Source organism: Paenibacillus sp. JCM 10914 (genome assembly GCF_001315105.1).
Classification (GTDB): domain Bacteria; phylum Bacillota; class Bacilli; order Paenibacillales; family Paenibacillaceae; genus Paenibacillus_AQ.
The window spans coordinates 78899-96612 of record NZ_BAZR01000022.1 but is presented as its reverse complement, the minus strand read 5'-3'; the positions used below and the strand labels follow the sequence as shown (position 1 = coordinate 96612).

Annotated in this window: 15 protein-coding genes and 1 pseudogene; 1 reads left to right on the top strand and 15 read right to left on the bottom strand. The window is 54.0% G+C overall.

Features of this window, described 5'->3' with window-relative positions:
- The 15 genes and pseudogenes from JCM10914_RS20415 to JCM10914_RS20355 all read right to left on the bottom strand — a co-directional run.
- On the bottom strand, positions 1-844 hold an 844-nt coding region (locus JCM10914_RS20415; RefSeq protein WP_036719288.1), incomplete at its 3' end, for a hypothetical protein.
- A gap of 14 nt (positions 845-858) precedes the next feature.
- Complete coding sequence (locus JCM10914_RS29350; protein WP_197286863.1) at positions 859-1695, bottom strand: hypothetical protein; 837 nt, start codon at positions 1693-1695, stop codon at positions 859-861.
- Between the two features lie 491 nt (positions 1696-2186).
- Complete coding sequence (locus JCM10914_RS20405) at positions 2187-4265, bottom strand: ATP-binding protein (RefSeq protein WP_023964131.1); 2079 nt, start codon at positions 4263-4265, stop codon at positions 2187-2189.
- Positions 4266-4438: 173 nt separating this feature from the next.
- Complete coding sequence (locus JCM10914_RS20400; RefSeq protein ID WP_023964129.1) at positions 4439-6673, bottom strand: S-layer homology domain-containing protein; 2235 nt, start codon at positions 6671-6673, stop codon at positions 4439-4441.
- The gene (locus JCM10914_RS30760; RefSeq protein WP_036719284.1) at positions 6670-7068 is read right to left on the bottom strand and encodes a hypothetical protein; all 399 of its coding nucleotides are present in this window, start codon (positions 7066-7068) and stop codon (positions 6670-6672) included. Before JCM10914_RS30760 ends, JCM10914_RS20400 begins: the two co-directional genes overlap by 4 nt.
- 50 nt (positions 7069-7118) lie before the next feature.
- A complete protein-coding gene (locus JCM10914_RS30755; RefSeq protein WP_023964125.1) occupies positions 7119-7790 on the bottom strand; it encodes a GLUG motif-containing protein in 672 nt (223 codons plus the stop codon).
- A gap of 203 nt (positions 7791-7993) precedes the next feature.
- Entirely contained in the window at positions 7994-8200 is a 207-nt protein-coding gene (locus JCM10914_RS20395) for a hypothetical protein (RefSeq protein ID WP_036719281.1), read from the bottom strand.
- A gap of 90 nt (positions 8201-8290) precedes the next feature.
- Entirely contained in the window at positions 8291-8842 is a 552-nt protein-coding gene (locus JCM10914_RS20390) for an OsmC family protein (protein WP_023964121.1), read from the bottom strand.
- A gap of 131 nt (positions 8843-8973) precedes the next feature.
- Positions 8974-9897, bottom strand: a complete 924-nt coding sequence (locus JCM10914_RS20385) for a helix-turn-helix transcriptional regulator (RefSeq protein WP_023964119.1) — start codon at positions 9895-9897, stop codon at positions 8974-8976.
- 129 nt (positions 9898-10026) lie between these two features.
- Positions 10027-10991 (bottom strand): annotated as a pseudogene (locus JCM10914_RS20380) (ABC transporter ATP-binding protein).
- Entirely contained in the window at positions 10984-11973 is a 990-nt protein-coding gene (locus JCM10914_RS20375) for an ABC transporter ATP-binding protein (RefSeq protein ID WP_036719333.1), read from the bottom strand. Before JCM10914_RS20375 ends, JCM10914_RS20380 begins: the two are co-directional and overlap by 8 nt.
- A 7-nt stretch (positions 11974-11980) precedes the next feature.
- Positions 11981-12916, bottom strand: a complete 936-nt coding sequence (gene opp4C, locus JCM10914_RS20370; protein ID WP_023964111.1) for an oligopeptide ABC transporter permease — start codon at positions 12914-12916, stop codon at positions 11981-11983.
- An 18-nt stretch (positions 12917-12934) separates the two neighbouring features.
- The gene (locus JCM10914_RS20365) at positions 12935-13888 is read right to left on the bottom strand and encodes an ABC transporter permease (RefSeq protein WP_023964110.1); all 954 of its coding nucleotides are present in this window, start codon (positions 13886-13888) and stop codon (positions 12935-12937) included.
- A gap of 95 nt (positions 13889-13983) precedes the next feature.
- Positions 13984-15735, bottom strand: a complete 1752-nt coding sequence (locus tag JCM10914_RS20360; RefSeq protein WP_023964108.1) for an ABC transporter substrate-binding protein — start codon at positions 15733-15735, stop codon at positions 13984-13986.
- Between the two features lie 740 nt (positions 15736-16475).
- Positions 16476-17228, bottom strand: a complete 753-nt coding sequence (locus JCM10914_RS20355) for a superoxide dismutase family protein (protein ID WP_023964106.1) — start codon at positions 17226-17228, stop codon at positions 16476-16478.
- Between the two features lie 132 nt (positions 17229-17360).
- On the opposite strand from JCM10914_RS20355, the gene JCM10914_RS20350 reads away from it, so the two are divergent.
- Positions 17361-17672, top strand: a complete 312-nt coding sequence (locus JCM10914_RS20350; RefSeq protein WP_036719278.1) for a hypothetical protein — start codon at positions 17361-17363, stop codon at positions 17670-17672.
- The last annotated feature ends 42 nt before the right edge of the window (positions 17673-17714 follow it).

Sequence of the window (17714 nt, the reverse complement as noted above, 5' to 3'; positions counted from 1 at the left end):
TTTCGTTCACCAGACCGATGATAGGCTGGGTGTTCGGGCACCAGGATCCGCCGATCAGGATGTTGTGCGTGCCGTCCGTCTTCAGCAGCTCTTCCAGCTCATGGTATGTGATGTGCTCGAATACCACGTCTTTGCCGCGGAAAATCGCACGGTTTAGTTTGTCATCATAGACCGTCGTGAAATACTCCTCCGCTGTAAAGATGTCATGCTGCGCGATCTCCTTACCGTTCGTCTCCACAGCGATCGCTTTGAACACCTCGCTCCAATCAGATGAGGCGGAGGCGATGATCGGCGCTGCCTCATCCTCTTCCGTGCGCCCTTTCTCATAGGCAAACAGGAATGGCTCCGTGATTTTATGGGCGCTGACTCCTTGGCCATAGCTCACCTCTGCACCGGTTGCCGGCAGGTTCAGCAGATAGTTGTTCACCAAGTCGACGTACAGCTTCTTCTCGAGGTCGGCGGCGTTTTCGTCTGTAATATCCAGACTTGCGCCGTCCAGACGAGTGTCGAAATTGTAGATTTTCTCGACGCCGTAGGCTTTGGCCTGCGCGTTGATCTCGGCGATCTGCGCCTGCGTATCTTGGCTCCACGCGCCGCCGATCAGCACCAGATATGTGCCTTCGCTGTTAAGCAGCGTCGACAGCTCATGGGCGGTCACGGTCTCGAACACGTGGTCCGTCTGGCTCAGCGACGGATACACGCGCTTGAAGTAGTCGAAAGCATCCGCCTCGGCGGGAGCCTGCGGTTCGGCTGCTTGGGCCGAACCGGTATGGATAACGGGCAGCGTCAGGACGACTGCCAGGAGTAGGGCGAGTAGTTTACGTATAGATATCGATGATTGCATAGGCTCTCCTTTACTTAGCAGATTTCTTCTTCTTCAGGAGCCGGGGCCGGAGTAGGCGTCGGCTCAGGTGCTGGCGCGGGGGTTGGTGTTGGAGCAGGGGCCGGTGTCGGTTCGGATGCTGGCGTCGACGCAGGGGCCTTCGAATCGCTTTGCGACTTGGGTGATTCCTTCGGCTTGCTCTCTTCCTTGACAGGCGCAGGAACAGACTGCGGCTTGCTCGATTGCTGATTGACAAAGTTTACGGATTTAGACTTAGTGTCCGCCTGGCTGGAAGATGGTGCCGGTGTTGAATCAGGCGTGGCTGCCGGAGTTACAGGCGTAGATTGCGGCTTCGTCTCTTGCTTGGCTTGCGGCGTGGAAGCGGCAGGCTTATTCGCAGCAGGGCTGCTGACTGGGGTGCTGACCGGCGTCTGTTGGGCTTGCTGCTTTGCAGCAGGCGTGCTCACGCTGGCTGCAGCCGGGCCGGATGCGGCCGAGGGTGACTCGACGCTGCCGCCTTTCTGGGCAGCAGGCGTTGTATCTGCTACAACTTGTTCATTGCCGTTCTCGGATACCTGAGTTGATGCAGTCGAAGAAGCCGCTGCCGTCTCTTCCTGGGACGGTGCTTCGGCTGGAACCGTCGCAGCTGCAGACACTTCAACAGGAGCAGCTTCGGCTGTTTCAGACACCTCAGCGGGCTCAGACGTCTCATCAGTAGCAGCTGCAGCGTTCTCAGCTGCAGACTCCGCTTCTGCCAGAGGAGCGGACTCACCCTGTTTGTTGGCCGAGACGGCAGTGTAAGTGACGATGGATACGATAAATACAACTGCGGCAATCGATACCGTTAACTTGGAGAACAAACGATTTTTCATGATAGGTTCCCATCCTTTGGCTTGCAGCATTGGGATCTCCTCCGCTGCCAAGCAGAAATTTGGTCGATCGAACGTGTTTTAAATACATGTTGAAAAAGGCGGTTTTCCGTTTGAACAGCCTCTTTAAGCAGCTGGTCTCCCTCCAGCCTTCACCCCTCCATTCCTCTCTTGCTTTGGAGAAAAAAAAGAAGATCCGCCGAATATGCACGAGTTTGCGCATGTTCAACGAATCTCTGGTGGTCCAGTCGATTTCTTTCCGTGTTTCTCCACCATGATCAGTATCATGGTTGCTTAATTATCATCTTATTCTGCCAGACATTGCCTTGTCAACAGTTTTCCTATGTTTTTTGTCGGAATTAAACCGTGATGTCCTTTCCGGCACTTTTCAACACCTTACTAGAGCTGATCTGCCCACTTCTCCAAAATCCGTACACTCCCCCGCCATACCTCTCTTCCCATTGTTCTACCGTATACCCAGCACACAAGATCATTCATCGTCCCGCTCTCAACCTTTCGCTGAGCACGAACGCCGCATGCTTCTCCGCCGAGCGCAAATGGCGATAAAACGTTGCCCTGCTCATATGAAAGGAATCCGCGAGCTGATTTTTGTTCCGATCTTTCCGTATGTAACTGGCGATTAAAATCTCCTTCTCGAAGGCCGTTAAAGGCTCCGTAGGACCCTCATCGGTTAGAATCGCCTGAATCACTTCCCGTGCCTGCTGACCGCTCCAGTCCAAACGCCGCAGAACAGGAAGTCGTGCCAGTTGTTCCGGTTCGAACATCCGCTCAAGCAACTGCTTCATCTCGCCTCTTTCCATACCCGCGCCATATCCGTGCGCAAGTGATAACATCGACGCGCCCGCTGCCACTTCCGTTTGCCGGAGTATCCGGTGAATCCACTGGTCGAAGGTCGTTTGCCGAAAATCCAGCTCCCACGTCGTCAATTCGATGCCCGCGATCCCTGCAGCCTTACCGCGTTCCCGGAATCCCAGAATCGACAGCAAGGCATTTAACTGCGGATCCTCCGCCGCCAATATCCCGCGTAGCCCGCGGGTCATATAGATGAGCCATTGCTGCATCAGCAAGGCGCCCAGCTCTTCCGGACGATACAGGGATTGGCCGGTATTGACCGCGGATAGCAGCACGAAGATTGTATCGGCTTCCTCTATGGGAATATGGTGCAGCAAAAATCCTTCCTCCCCCAGAAGTTCCGCGCATCCTGGCGCATATCGTTCCAAGAGCGGCAAACTCAAGGCATGCAGCCAGACGCCGGCGCAAAAGGCCAACGGCGTTCCCTGTTCATCCCGGACAACAAAGATTCCTTCCGGAAAACGCACCGCGATTTCACCCAGTACGGCCGGGTAATCATCGCGCTCCACCAGTTCCGACTGCCAATCGGAATTACGGATCGATGCTGCCATGAACTCCTGCAAATGCGGCAGGTCCTCGGATTGAAACGGCTTCTGCTCGCCCGATTTCAGCGTGGAAGCGAAGTTCGCATAGGCATGCGCCGAGGGTAAAAATTCGCGGTACAGCTCCAGAATATGAGCACTCAAGGTCATCTGAATGGCTGGATCGACCCCGTGGAACCGCTCCGCCAATTGCGCAAACACCTGATGGCGAGTCCATTCATACTGTTCGGGGTTCCGACGTGCGAAGTCATCCCGCAAGATGCGGGCCACGATTTGATGCAGCGAGATGCCTTGCAGCGTGGTTCGCACGAACGAAAGCCCGGCCAACTGATAATAATCCGCTTCATCCAGCGGCGAGTCCAATAGACGATTCAACAGCCGTTCATCTGCGACCGGCAATAGCGACAAGATCGTCAATGCACGATATACGGCCGAGGAAGTCGCTTCCCGCAAAAACTCTGCGCTCAATACGGCCGGAACCTCACGCCATACGTTCCGCTCCTCCGCCTGCCCGGAGGACAGCATATCGACGATCAGCGCCAGCGATAACGGATGCCCGTCCGTCTTCTGGGCGATATCCCGTTGCAGTTCGGTGTCCAAACCGCTCCCGCCCAAATATTCATAGACCTCTGCTCGGGTAAACGGGCGCAGCGGGTAGGAATGGAGCCGGGACTTCCACTCCGGATTGCGCTGCCATTGGAGCGGCAGACCGTTCCTTGAAGCGCATACGATCAGCACGGAGGCGGACATCAACTCGGACAAAAAGCTGGACAATAACCACCCTCCCAGCCTGTCGAGCTGCTCGCAGTTATCCATCAACAGAACCGTTCGTTCTCTGGACAACTCGGATACGATGTACGGCAGCAGCGCCGTGTCCTTCGACCGGATACAACCATGCTCCGTTGCTAGCCCCATCTCCAGGCTGGCCAGAAACGCGCTTGACGTCGCCAAGCAGCCCTGTCCGTCCAACCATAAGGTTCGTACAGAGCTTTGCTTAGCCGTATGGGCCATTTGAAGCAGCAACGTCGTTTTGCCGATGCCGCCGATCCCCGATATCGAGAAAATAGAGGTTCGCGCTTGGGGGTCTTCCAGCCAGCCCGTAAAGCTCCCCAATTCTCCCTCAAACCCAATGATTTGTTGTCTTAACATCTTCTCCATCGGCTACGTCCCACTCCATTCGCTTCTTGCCGTTTGAATCTATTAAAATTCAACCATCTTGTTTTATACTAACCTATTTTGAAGGACTACGACCAGGCACGACCATGAACTCGGCGCGCAAAAACACGCACATCCTTCGAGAGAATGTGCGTGTGAACATGTAGAACTTTAGTTCAATCGATGAAATTCAAGTACAGCAGCATCCGGTTCAGCAAAACCGCGCTTTGGGCACGGGTGGCAAATGCCTGCGGCGCAAACGCCGCATTTCCCACCCCTTCCATCATGCCCGCGGCCAGCAGCTCGGCGGCCGCCCCCTTGGCCCAATCCGCAATCTTATCTTGGTCCACAAAACGTGCCAGCATAGATGCGTCTTGGCGAGGCAGCTCACCGGCATACTGTATAGCTCTGGCCAATATGACGGCGACTTGCTCTCGCGTGACCGCAGCATCCGGCCGGAACGAACCGTCGGCATAGCCTTCGACCAAGCCTGCTGCAGAAGCCGCCCCAATCGCACCGGCATACCATACTTCTTTTGGCCACACATCCGAGTAGGATAATGCCGAGGAAGACTTCCCATCGATGCCTAGCGCCCGTACGAGCATGGCGACGAACTCGGCGCGGGTCACCGTACGATTGGGCTCAAACGCATTGCCCGAAGATCCGTTCACGACCAGCTTGCTCGCCATCCGCTCGATTTCGTGCTGCGCCCAGTGTCCTCTCACGTCAACAAAGGTTCGGTCGGAGTGGACGACGGTATAGGCACCGGTGTGTGTGCTATAAAAAGTCGCCGTATCCCCTTTGAAGACAGACGGGACAAAGTGCAGCTTCCCGGCGTCATCCACCCAAACAACGGTGGAGCGGTCGGAATCGGTCTCAGCGTTCATCGAGAACGTGTGCTCCAAGTAGATGCCTTTCGTTTCAATCTTTTCATCGCCGTCATATAATTCGAAGCACGTCGGTTCCGCCAGTACGGCAAACCCTTGACCGGTCAATTCTTCTTCCAGCTCATGGCTAGCCGACTCCTTCCATTTCGCTATAACGACCGTTAGGCTGTCCTCGTCGTTCGAAACGCCGCCCAGCACGTGCAGCGGCACACGGAAGCTTGCGCCGTTCACGTTAATCCGAATGACGTCATTCGGCCTTGTGACCATGAGATCCTTGAGGGATTTCGCCGGAAAATCCACCTTTACCACCGGATCCTCGTTGTCGATGTCGAGGAGGATATCCCCCTCCCCAGCAGACCATGACCGTACCAAATCGCTGTCCATCATCAGTCGCAGCACGGTGCGGCCGTCAGGCTCCTGCTCTTTCTTGATGTTTACCCGTACCTGTTGGCCGTTAACCGTTACGATCATTCGTTGATCAGGTGCAGGCGTTGGAGCAGGTGCGGAAGGACTACCGCTATACGAGGGAGGTTCAGGCGATGGTTCCGGTTCGGGAGCAGGGACCGCCCTTAAAACAATTCTTCCGACATCCACTGTCTCTCCAATCAGCACATCCACGGTCACGGTGTAGTTGATGTATCCCGCTGCCGTCACCGTCAGCCTTTGGGGGCCTGCCGCTACACCAGTCAACGCAAAGCCGCCTGCAGCGTTGGAGATGCCGTCCATGCCGCCTACCGAAATCGCCGCACCTGCAAGAGGTGCATCTCGAGTGCCGTAGACCGCACCGGTCACCGTCCCCGTCGCTGCCGCCGGATGGACGGTCACCGCAGCAGAGGCCGTGTATCCTCCGTCGGCTGTTGTTACCGTAACGACCGCCGTGCCTTCAGCAATTCCTGTGACCTCGCCGCTCGGATCCACCACGGCAACGGCTGAATCGCTGGAAACCCAGGAGACCGCCTGGTTGGTCGCATCTCCTGGCGTCAGGACGGCGGTCAGCTTCTGCGAAGCACCGCCAGCCGTAAGCGATAATTCCGTCCGGTCCAGCGCTACGCCCGACACGGAAATGTCGTTCCGAATATGGGACGCAGTCAGCCGGATACTGTTCCATGCCAGAATACGCTGCTGGTCGTCCAATTCAAATACTTGAAGATAATGTCCCGGGGCGGGGAAAAAAATGTCCGTGCCAAGGGCATACCCCATCGCTTCATCAGGCAGCGCATCTCCCAATCCGGGTGTCGCGCCCTCGTCGGGGCCGAGCAGATAAGCAAATGTGTTCCCAGCATCACCCGGAATCGCCGTGACACTCGTCGAGCCGTTCTCGCTGCCCGGTCCAACGACAAACCCATCGATGTTCCGTGCAGCTTCATCCACGTACAAGGTCAAAGTAGCGCTGGCGGTGTTCGAGCCGATATCCGTCGCCGAAACCGTAACCGGGAACGCCCCGCTCACCGTAGGACTGCCCTCGATCTTGCCGTCGCCGGTCAGGGCTAGGCCATCGGGAAGTCCAGAGACGTTCCAAGTCAACCCTCCCCGTGCGCCATTGATGGTTCAATCGCCATTGAATAAGGTACGCCCTTGACCGCCCGCGGCAGATCGGTTGTTAAGATGCCAGGGCGCAAATATGGATATCCCCCATTGATTCTGGCATGAACGGCCCACGTATCCGCGAAATCCCAGCCGCCGTAAGTCGAGGCAAACTTCAGCTGCTCCGTCGTGCGGCCCATCAGATGGGGCGGATTTACGGCATCCCCAACGCCGATGCCGATGGTTTGGGTCGACGCCTCGATATCGAAATACGAGGCGTTGATCTGCCCACTCATCAAGATGCCAACAAAACCGCCTAATCCGATATATCTAACGTTTTCAGACTGAACGACCACAGTGGAAGCATAACTAATGTCGATCGTTCCGAATATCAATTGTCCGGTTAAGCCCCCTCCGAAAAAATAGTGATCGCCACCGGTATTCGTCACCGTTCCCGTTGCATATGAATAGCAATGCGGCCCGCGCCAAATGATCCTACCAGACCGCCAGCGTATTGATTGGGGGCTTCTCCGCTCTTCACCGAAGCAGATGAAGATGAGCGAAGGATGACGGAATCGCCAGTGGCAGCTCCCACCAATCCGCCAGCCACGCTCACATTACCAATCGCATCGCCGCTCGTAACCGTACCCTGCGAGTGCGAATCCAGAATGCTGCCGCCCGTCAGTTGACCGGCCAAGACGCCGGCATATTGGCCGCCGCTGACTTGCGCGGAAACGTCCAAGTTGCGGATGGTACCCGATACGTATCCGAACAATCCGGCATACTGCCGCGTCCCACCGTTGATGGAGAGACCCTCGATCCGGTGTCCCCTGCCGTCGAATATGCCGCTGTAGGCAGCGGAAGCATCGCCGATCGGAACCCAGTCGTATCCGGTCATGTCAATGCTGCCGGTCAATCGGATATTTCGATTCAGATAGTACGCTGGATTCTGATTAATATAAGCCAGTTCCTCCGCGGTCCCGACCCATACCCACCCGTCCGCTTCCAACGGCATCGGATCGTAAGCGGCCCGAACGGCGGGGATTGCGGGAACCAGCGAAGCAAGCACCAACGAGAACATCAGCAGCGCTGCCAGTAGCATGGAACTTTTTTTCATTTCGCGTTTCTCCTTTGCATCTGTAAATCATGGAGTCTTCAAGTGGACCTCGTGTGTGAAGGGCACTTTCATCTCTCCAAATCAGTGTAATATAGCAGGGGAACCGGCGATGTCTCATTTTTGTTTCATGTTCAGGGACTCTGTATGAACAAAAAAAACCGAGCGGATTCAGGAAGGGCCCTGAAGCTTTCGCTCGGCTGAATTTATGCTCTTCTGTTTTTAAGCTGATGATACGAAGCGATGAAGAAGATGATGAACAAAGCGGAGAAGAACATGATGCGAGTCTGAGAGAATCGAATGACGATCTCCTCGCCTCTCCACCAATCATATAGGCTCCCAATCCCGATATTCGCAGCGATCACGATCACGGACAATACGATACTCGACACAAACGCTTGAACAATCCTCAATCTGGATCCCTCTCTTTCCCTCGTTGGAATCCAGATTATCATGCTTCGCATGATCCGTATTTGATTGTTTTTGCTAAAATCGAATTTCCGTCAAACGGACGAGCCCTCTCCTTGAGCGGCAGGCGAGTGGTGCACCACGTTCCCGGAGATCGATTGCGGGTATTTCAGCAGATTGTAAATCGGGCATACGCGTTCGACCGCTTCGTGAAGTTCGGCGATGGTGTCCGCAGATTCTTCGGATACGATGTGGATGTTGTATTCGATATTGTGCGGATAGATGGGAATATCCTCGTACCCCGGCTTGCCGGCAAGCGGGTGCAATTGCCCCGTCACTTCCACCTCCAGCGATTCCAACGATACGCCGCGCTCCGCAGCCTGAATCAACGTAATGTGCGTCAAGCAGCTGCCCAACACGCCAAGCTGAATCTCCGGCGATGAAGGGCCGAGGCTGTAACCGGCATAATTCTCGGGACTGTCGCTGATGATCTGAAAATCGCGGATGCGGATTTCACGTACGCCGCTGCGACCCTTCGCCTGAACCTTGGCTGAATACGTATTCGGCTTGGGGTCTTGCTCTGCTTGAGTTCGAAGGGCCTGTGCCGCCGCTTTTTTCTGCACTAAATAATCGTTTAATGTCGTCATGGATATCGCTCCTCTAATTGAAATTGATCATGCATTATATATAAAAAAGACACAGCCCAGCAGATCTTACCTGCTTGAAACTGCGTCTCCGATGATTCGGTCAACACCTGTTCGATTGAGTATGTTCAAAATCATAAATTCTGCTCTATACCCAGGTATTCGAACAGTCCCTGCTCGATTTCTTGAATGCGCTCCACTCTTAAACTGTAGGTCGATACCGTCTCTCCGACGACATGCACGCTTAGCAGCCCCGCACTGCGCAGGTTGAAAATATGATCGTGCGTGATTCCTTTGGATATGCCCAGATGGCGAACCACCTCGATGAAGGTCCGGGGCTCGCTGCGCAGAAAATGCAGTATCCGCAAGCGACTCTTCTCGCTCAGGCTGCGGAGCAGCCGGTATAAATGAAGCGAAGGCTCATCCTCCTCATCCGAATGGGCCTCGATCCTGGAGGCATAATGGCAAAGGGTGAGGCTCCCGTACGAATAGAAAATATTGCCCGGTTGAAAATGATAATGGGGAATCAGCACCAGCTTCTCCAGTCCGTTGACCGGCTCGAAATAAAACCCGTTCGTCAGCGCTGCCACTTTCTCGTACGCTTCAAGTTCACCCGATGCCGCCTTCTCTGTCGCCTCGGCTTGCAACGCGGTGACGATCGCCGGGTCAATATGCCTGAAATAGACTTCGTTCCATTCGGACAGCATCCGGTGCTGCCGATCGCGTACCGCTCCAAAATGCTCAGGGAACGTCTGGACATACGGGGACAGTGCTGCGTACAGCTCGCCCACCGAAAGCTGTCCCAGCCAGATTAGAAAACCTTCGATACTATCCTTGCTCGGAGATACATAAGCCAGCAAGTGAAGCAATTTCCACTCCAGATCGATTCCGGTCTGTTCCAGTTGATCGGCGAACTCCGGGGACAAAGTGGCCTGGATATTCTGAGGCCATCCAGGTCCGAGATCAATCCGTTTATGCCAGCTTTTGCAAAGAAACGTGTGAAGGCTGTTGATCAGTTCGTTGACGGGACTGAACGATAATTCCAATTGATAAGACAAGAAGCCGCACTCCTTCTTTGACCTGTTAGGACGGATGAATTATCCGATAACACGGTAATCACTCGCCCATATTGTACAATATTCCGCGCCATACCACACGCCCCTTTGCAGCCCTTCCAGTCGTCAAGATTACACGAGATGGCAAGCAACGTAATGATCGCCCCCCATATTTCGCAATTCGGGCACAATCTCCTTGCACTTGGCCTCGGCATAGGGGCAGCGAGTATGGAACTTGCAACCGGAAGGCGGATTGGCAGGGCTCGGAATATCCCCTTTCAGCACGATCCGCTCCCGCTTCATCCTCGGCACCGGGACGGGGATCGCCGACAGCAGCGCTTTCGTATACGGATGCAGCGGACGGCTAAACAGTTCATCCCGCGAAGCCATCTCCATCATGGAGCCAAGATACATGACGCCAATACGATTGCAGAGATGCTCCACGACGCTGAGATCATGGGATATAAACAGATAAGTCAGCCCACGCGTATGTTGAAGCTTCTGAAACAAATTGATAATCTGAGCTTGAATCGACACATCCAGCGCGGACACCGGCTCATCCGCGATAATGAAATCGGGGTTCAGCACCAGGCACGCGCGATGCCGATCCGCTGCCGCTGCCCTCCAGAAAATTCGTGGGGAAACCGATTGTAATGATAAGCAGACAGTCCGCAAGCCTCCAGCACATCCAGCACCTGATCGCGCACCTCATCTCTAGCGGCCAAGCCGTGCTCCAGCAGCGCTTCGCCGATGGCATCTCCGATGCGGATCCGCGGGTTAAGCGAACTGTAGGGATCCTGGAAGATAAGCTGCATTTTGGGCCTCAGCTTGCGTACCTCCGAATGAGGCAGCTCGTGAAACGGGATTCCCTTGTAAAGGATATCCCCGCTGGTTTTCTCATGCAGCCGGAGGATCGTGCGCCCGACGGTGCTTTTGCCGCTGCCGGATTCGCCGACTAGGCCAAACGTCTCCCCCGCTCCGATCGTCAAGCTGATATCATCCACCGCTTTGACGTGACCAACGGTACGGTTGAGCAGCCCGGCGGTGATGGGAAAGTATTTCTTCAAATGGCGTACCTCAAGCAATGCTTCACTCATGCTCACGCGATGCCTCCTCTTCATACAACCAGCAAGCCGTACGGTGACCGGGCTCCACCTCTTTCAGTTGTGGCTGCCGAATGCGGCAGATGGACATGCAGTCCTCGCAGCGATCATGGAAGTAACAGGATTCGCTCAGCTCCAGGGGATTCGGAACCTGACCGGGAATCGAGTATAACTGCTCCGAGCGTTGACCGATGATCGGCTTCGACTTTAGCAGTCCCTTCGTGTAGGGATGCTTCGGATGATAAAAAATCTCCTCGACGTCTCCCTCCTCGACAATCTTCCCGGCGTACATGACGATTACGTAGTCCGCCATCTCGGCCACCACGCCGAGATCATGCGTGATCAGCAGGATCGACATCTTGGACTGCTCCTTGCTTTCCCGCAGCGTCTCCAGCACCTGCGCCTGAATCGTCACGTCCAGCGCGGTTGTCGGTTCGTCGGCGATCAACAACTTAGGCCCGCACGAGATCGCAATCGCGATCATAATCCGCTGCAGCATGCCTCCCGACAATTGATGGGGATAGGAAGCCGCAATTTGCTCCCCGCGGGAGATGCCGACCAGTTCGATCAGTTCAAGCGCCCGGGCGTAGGCTTGTTTTCGGTTCAAGCGTTGATGGAGCATGAGCGGTTCCATGATCTGCTTGCCGATCGTAATGACCGGGTTCAGGGAGGACATCGGCTCCTGGAAAATGATCGAGATGTCATTCCCGCGGATGCGGCGCATCTCCTCTCTACTGATCTTCAGCAGATCCTTGTCGCCGAATTGGATCCGGCCGTTCACGACTTTCCCGTGCGGCCCATCGACCAATCCCATGATCGACATGGCCGTGATGCTCTTGCCGCAGCCGGATTCGCCCACGACGCAGACCGTCTCGCCTTCACGGACACGGAAGCTGATATCGTCCACCGCTTTGACCGTTCCGGCACCGGATTCGAAATATGTGCTTAAATGGTTGATTTCGATTAATGAATTCATCATCCGTTCACCTGCTTGTATTCTGTTTAGGATCGAGAACGTCCCGCAGTCCGTCACCGAAAATATTGATGGCAATGACCGTCAAAAAGATCGCCAGGCCCGGCGGAATCCACAGCCAGGGCCGTTTCTCGAAATCGATTACGTTGTTGGCCGCATCGATCATGTTCCCCCAGGTCGGCGTCGGGGGCATGACGCCGAGCCCGAAGAAACTGAGCACGGATTCCGACAGGATCGCGCCGCCGATGCTTAACGTGGCGATGACGATGAGCAGCGGGAAGACGTTGGGCAGCAAATGACGGAACAGCTTCCGTTGATCGCTAAGACCCAGCACGTCGGCAGCCTGCATATACTCCCGTTCCCGTAAGGTCAACATCTGGCTGCGCACGAGCCGAGCCACGCCCGGCCAGCCAATCACGCTGAGCATCAGCATGACAAGATAGAGCCGATAGTCGGTTGGCACCTTCCAATCCGACATGAGCGCGCCCATGATGAAAAGGATCGGGAGACCCGGGATCGTAAATAGCAAATCGGCGGTTCGCATGATCAACTGGTCTACCACGCCCCGATAATAGCCCGAGATGACCCCGAGCACCGTCCCGATCGTCATGGACAGCGCCATGGATGCAAGCCCGACCGTGAGCGAAATCCGCCCCGCCTGCAAGAGCCGGGTCAGCACGTCGCGGCCGAGCAGGTCCGTTCCCAGCCAATGTTTGCTGCTTGGGGGCTGGTGCATCATGGCAGGGTTGATTTTACTATCTGCATAGGGAGAGAACATGGGGCCGATGAAGCAGGCTATAAACATAAACACGATGAAGGCAAAGCCGGCCAAGGCCAGTTTATTTTTACCGAGCTGTCGAATGGATTGCTTCCATAGCGAGTCTGAAGCACCCACCGCTCGGCTAACTTTTCCCGCCTGGCCTGCCGCCGTCGTTGGAATCGACAAGGGTAGCTCCTCCTTTCATTAAAGCCTGACCCGAGGATCGGAAGTGTGGTAGAGGATATCGGATATGAGCGTCCCGACGACCGTTAATATTGCCAAGAACATCGTAAAGCCCATCAAGAGCGGATAATCCCGCACGGTGAAGGATTGCATATACAGCTGCCCGATACCCGGCCAATTAAAAATCTTCTCAATGATGATGGAGCCGCCGAACAGGCCCGGCAATTCGAAGCCGATCAGTGTAATCGCGGGCAGCATCGCATTTTTCAGCGCGTGCCGATACAGTACCGTTCGTTCCTTCAGCCCTTTGGCACGGGCGGTACGGACGTAATCCTGCCGGATGACCTCCAACATGTTGCTGCGAAAATAACGGGTGAGCGATCCTACGCCCAGCAGTACCATGACCGCGACCGGAAGCAGCATGTGATGCAGCACTTCGACGATGTAATCCCAGCCCTCGGCCCGGCTGCCCGTCGTTATCATCCCTCCCGGCGGGAGGATTTTGAAATCGACGGCGAACACCTTGATCAGAAATAATCCGATGAAGAACGAGGGGATGGACATCGCGGCGAAAATACCCAGCATGACCAAGGTATCCAGGAGCGAGTATTGCTTATAGGCGGTAAGAACACCCACGACGACCGCGATGAACCAGGTGAAGAACGTCGAGACCACCGCCAGCAAGAAAGAGTTCCATATGTAGTCCTGAAACAGGTCGAGGACGGGGCGCTGCTGCGCCAAAGAATAACCGAAATCCCCCTTAAAAATGTTGGCCATCCAATTCACGTATCGCTCGATGACCGGCTTATTCAGCCCGTGGATCTCCCGTAGTTCCGCCTTGCGCTCTTCGCTCAGGCTCAAATTGTTGTCGACATAATCGCCGGGCGTTAAGGAATACAGGAAAAAGATCAACAGGGACGCGCCAACTAAGATCAAGAGCATATATAAGCATCTTCGGAGCAAATAGGTTCTCATGTTCTCTCCTTAATCAGGCGTCTCCGACCTGATGAACGCAGGCAGGAGACACCTTTGTTGATAGAGCAGATGGTTAATGCTTCCCTCCCACCGACTTACTCCAAGTTCCATGCCGGAAGACTGTACGCGATGCCCGCCAGCGGATTCAGTTCGAACCCGTCGATGCGGCCGTTGATCGCGATGACCGATTTCGTATAGTTGGTAAACATGATCGGCAATTCATCATTCAGGATTTTGAACATCTCGTGGTAAATCGCTTTACGCTCTTCAACGTCGCTCGTCGCCAGTCCTTGCGCATAAAGCTCCTCGATTCGAGGATTGTCGTACCCTTTCGTCTCTCCTTTGATGAACCTCTCTACCCCTTGCGATGGATCGCTGATAATCGTGGTAGAGAACGAAGCCAAATCATAATCACCACTATTGACCTTGGATACAAGCGTGTTGAAATCCGGGAACTGTTCCGGCACGAAATCGATCCCGATCTCCTGGTAGTTCTCCTTGGCGACGGCGATGAAAATGTCGGTATTCGGGCTCTTCGATCCGAGGTAGTTGATTCGCAGCTTAACCCCATCCTTCTCGCGGATGCCGTCGGCGCCGACCGTCCAGCCCGCTTCGTCCAGCAGTTGTTTCGCTTTTTCCGGATCGTACAGATACGGATTGATGTCCTCTTCCGTATAGGACCACAGAATCGGAGACGAAGGAATGTTGGCAATCGACGCGGCCCCTTGCCTGGAGTCCACATAAATCAGCTGCCGATTCAGACCGTAGGTCAAGGCTTGGCGAACACGCTTGTCCTTCAACTGTTCCCGCTCCAGATTGAATTGATTGTAGCCGTAGTTGCTTGCCGTGCTTGGAATCAGGTCCACGAACCCGAGGCTCTTCAGCTTCTCGATGTTATCCGTTGTGGCCGCGAAGCTGCCGTAGTCAACTTCACCGGTCTCGATGAACTGCCAAGCGTCGCCTTCGGTCGTCTTGTAAATGAAGTATTCCGTCTTCGGTTTGCCTAAGACATAGTGTTCATTGGCAATGAATCGCACCTCTTGGCCCGGAATGAATTTTTCCAGCTTGTAGGGACCGTTCGTGATCGGCGTCGCGTGCAGATTCTTGATGTAGTCCAGATTGCCAAATGTATAATCCTTGCCGTAGTAGGCCTTGGACAATATCGGTCCACCAAGCACTGTCAAAGCCGTCGCATTGGTTTCTTCCAGCGTTACGGAGATCGTCCGCTCATCGATAATCTGAATGCCCTCGATGGCATCCGCTGTTCCCTCCTTGTAAGCTTGACCACCCTTGATGTTCGCTTCCACCACGCTGTTGAGGCCGTCATAGTTCGGATCATGCAGCAAAGTCCACGTGAACGCGACATCCTCAGTCGTCATCGGGGAACCATCGCTATATTTGAGCCCTTCGCGAAGATAGTACGTATAGGTCAGTTTATCCTCGGAAATGTCCCATTTCTCGGCGAGGCCCGGAATCGGCAAACCTTCGGTATCCACCCGGACCAAGGGAGTGTACAGGACGGAGTTGACGTTGCCGTCGTATCCCACTTGCGTAAAATATGGGGTAAAGGCACCGCTTGGATTCACCAGCGTCACGATGATCGCGTCATTGCGCTGCTTCGCGCGATCCGGAAGTTTGTTCACATCCGTTGCGGCCAACGGCTCTTGGAGCAGATGCGCTTCCGTTGCCGGCTCCGGAGCCAGCTCATTGGAGTTACTCGATTTGGATGGCGACGATGGAGATGACTCTGATCCCGTGTTAGCCGAATCCGTTGAGCATGCCGATAAGACGATGAATAGTGCCAATAAGCCTAACCATAGCAATCCAGAATATCGTTGTTTTCTCATAAAAACCACCTTTGATTTTTTTATGGAACACCTTAAAACAAAATCGTTAATTCAAATAGGATAAGTAGGTTTTATTGCCGAACTGATGCATCAGTAAGCTCATTTTAGCCACCCTTATCGATTCTGTAAATAGCTAACTTTCGAGTGTTTCTGTCTAGACAGAAACATTTTGTCTGGTTTTGAGCCATTACAAACTGGCCCGTGGATAGATTGATTTTCATCCAGATGTTGGGTCGTTTCTTGTTCACCTGTTTCATTCGAAATGAGAAAATCATCTCATTCGCTTTTCAAATATAAAGTGCCAGCTCTTTACGCACCGCGGTACCCCACAGCTTAATAATCAGTCAACATTTATCCAAATGTTGTGTTTCCGTTATTGGCCAGATGTAAGATTCCAGGTTGATCTGGGTGTCTAATTGTCTTCAAAAATTTTTTTCGACGAAGTTCTTGATGGAGATTTCATGCGCTCCATCAATCCTTATGCGGATCAAAATCGTTGGCTCCCGCCAAACCCCGATCGGTCTAAGCCACGTGTATGACCTCGATCGTCTCGGCATGCGCATCCAGCACTTCCTGCAGCTTGCGGTACACCTGGAATCATGCAAAAGCGAAGATCAGCACATCGGGCGGAACCAGTATTTTCGGCATAAGCATCCTCTCCGGGGTTTGAAAGTCCCTTTTACAAACAAAAAACGCACCTCCCTATAGAGATGCGTTTTCCGCGGACCTGCCAGATTAGATTATTCGGGAATATTCCCGCCAGTTATACGGTCGCCGGAATCACCCGCCGGATCGGTTACGCCATCATCCTCCCCGGCGTGAATGATGAGCGAGCGTCCCAGCACTGAGTTAGGCTGCTCCTTCTCCAGCGTTCCATGCTGAATCAGCATCTCTGCTTCCACGGTCCCATCTGCTTCCACGACCAAGTTCGGCATATCGCCTACATGGCTGCCTTCCGGATGATCCAGGCCATGGTGCTTGTCGGTCGGATTGAAGTGTCCGCCGGCGGATTCAAAATCCGTTCCCTGGATCGCAAATTCATGCACATGGAATCCGTGCTTGCCTGGCGTGAGTCCAGATGCGGAAATCTTCACTTTCACTCCATCATCGACCTGTTCCAATGTGGCAAAACCCGCAGGCTCGCCCTCCGTATCATATAGCTTCACAACGGGCAGCCCTAACGATATCGTTCTGGAATCCTGCTCCCAATACACGGGCTGGCCGACCAGATCAGAAACCATGCGAACAGGCACATAAGTCGTGCCGTTATGAATGATGGAATCCGATGCCGCCGTTCCCTGGTTCATGTATTGGCCGTCCGCCGTGGAGTAATTCTCACCGTTCACGTAGTAACTTATTTTGGCGGTCGTATGTTTAATCGCGTCCAAAGTCTCTTCGGGATTCGCCGCTGCGAGCGAAACGCCCGAGAACAGCAGCGCACCTGCAAGAAATGCCCCTACCATATGTCTCGACTTGTACGTCTTCTTCTTCATTTCATCGCCTCCTGATCGTGGTATCACCTCCCAATACCCTGATTTCTTTTTACTCAATCGTATGGTTGGGGATTTGAGACTTTCGACGTTCATGATTGATTCCCAAGACATATGCTTGATTATCTCTATTGAATGGTATCAATTAATAGAATTGTGGACATAACCCCTAACTTATTCGATCGATTGATTACAGACGGGGTTCCCCGATATCACAGTTCAGTAACAAGTTCGGAATCCAACCCACAGCCGGAGACTCAGGTAAATGAGCGGCTTAAAGGTGTCGATGAAATCATTACAAAACACGGTAATTTTATTCGGGTCCATAGCCAATCCATATTCAACGAGTCTGAGATCGCGCGAAACCTCGAAGAAATCGGATATCCGACCAATCAGCTCATGTTGGATTACGGCATCTTTATTCGAGAGAGTCTGTTAGATGAATAACGAAAATAGAAAACAAGGACGCCACCTTCGAGCGGCGCCCCT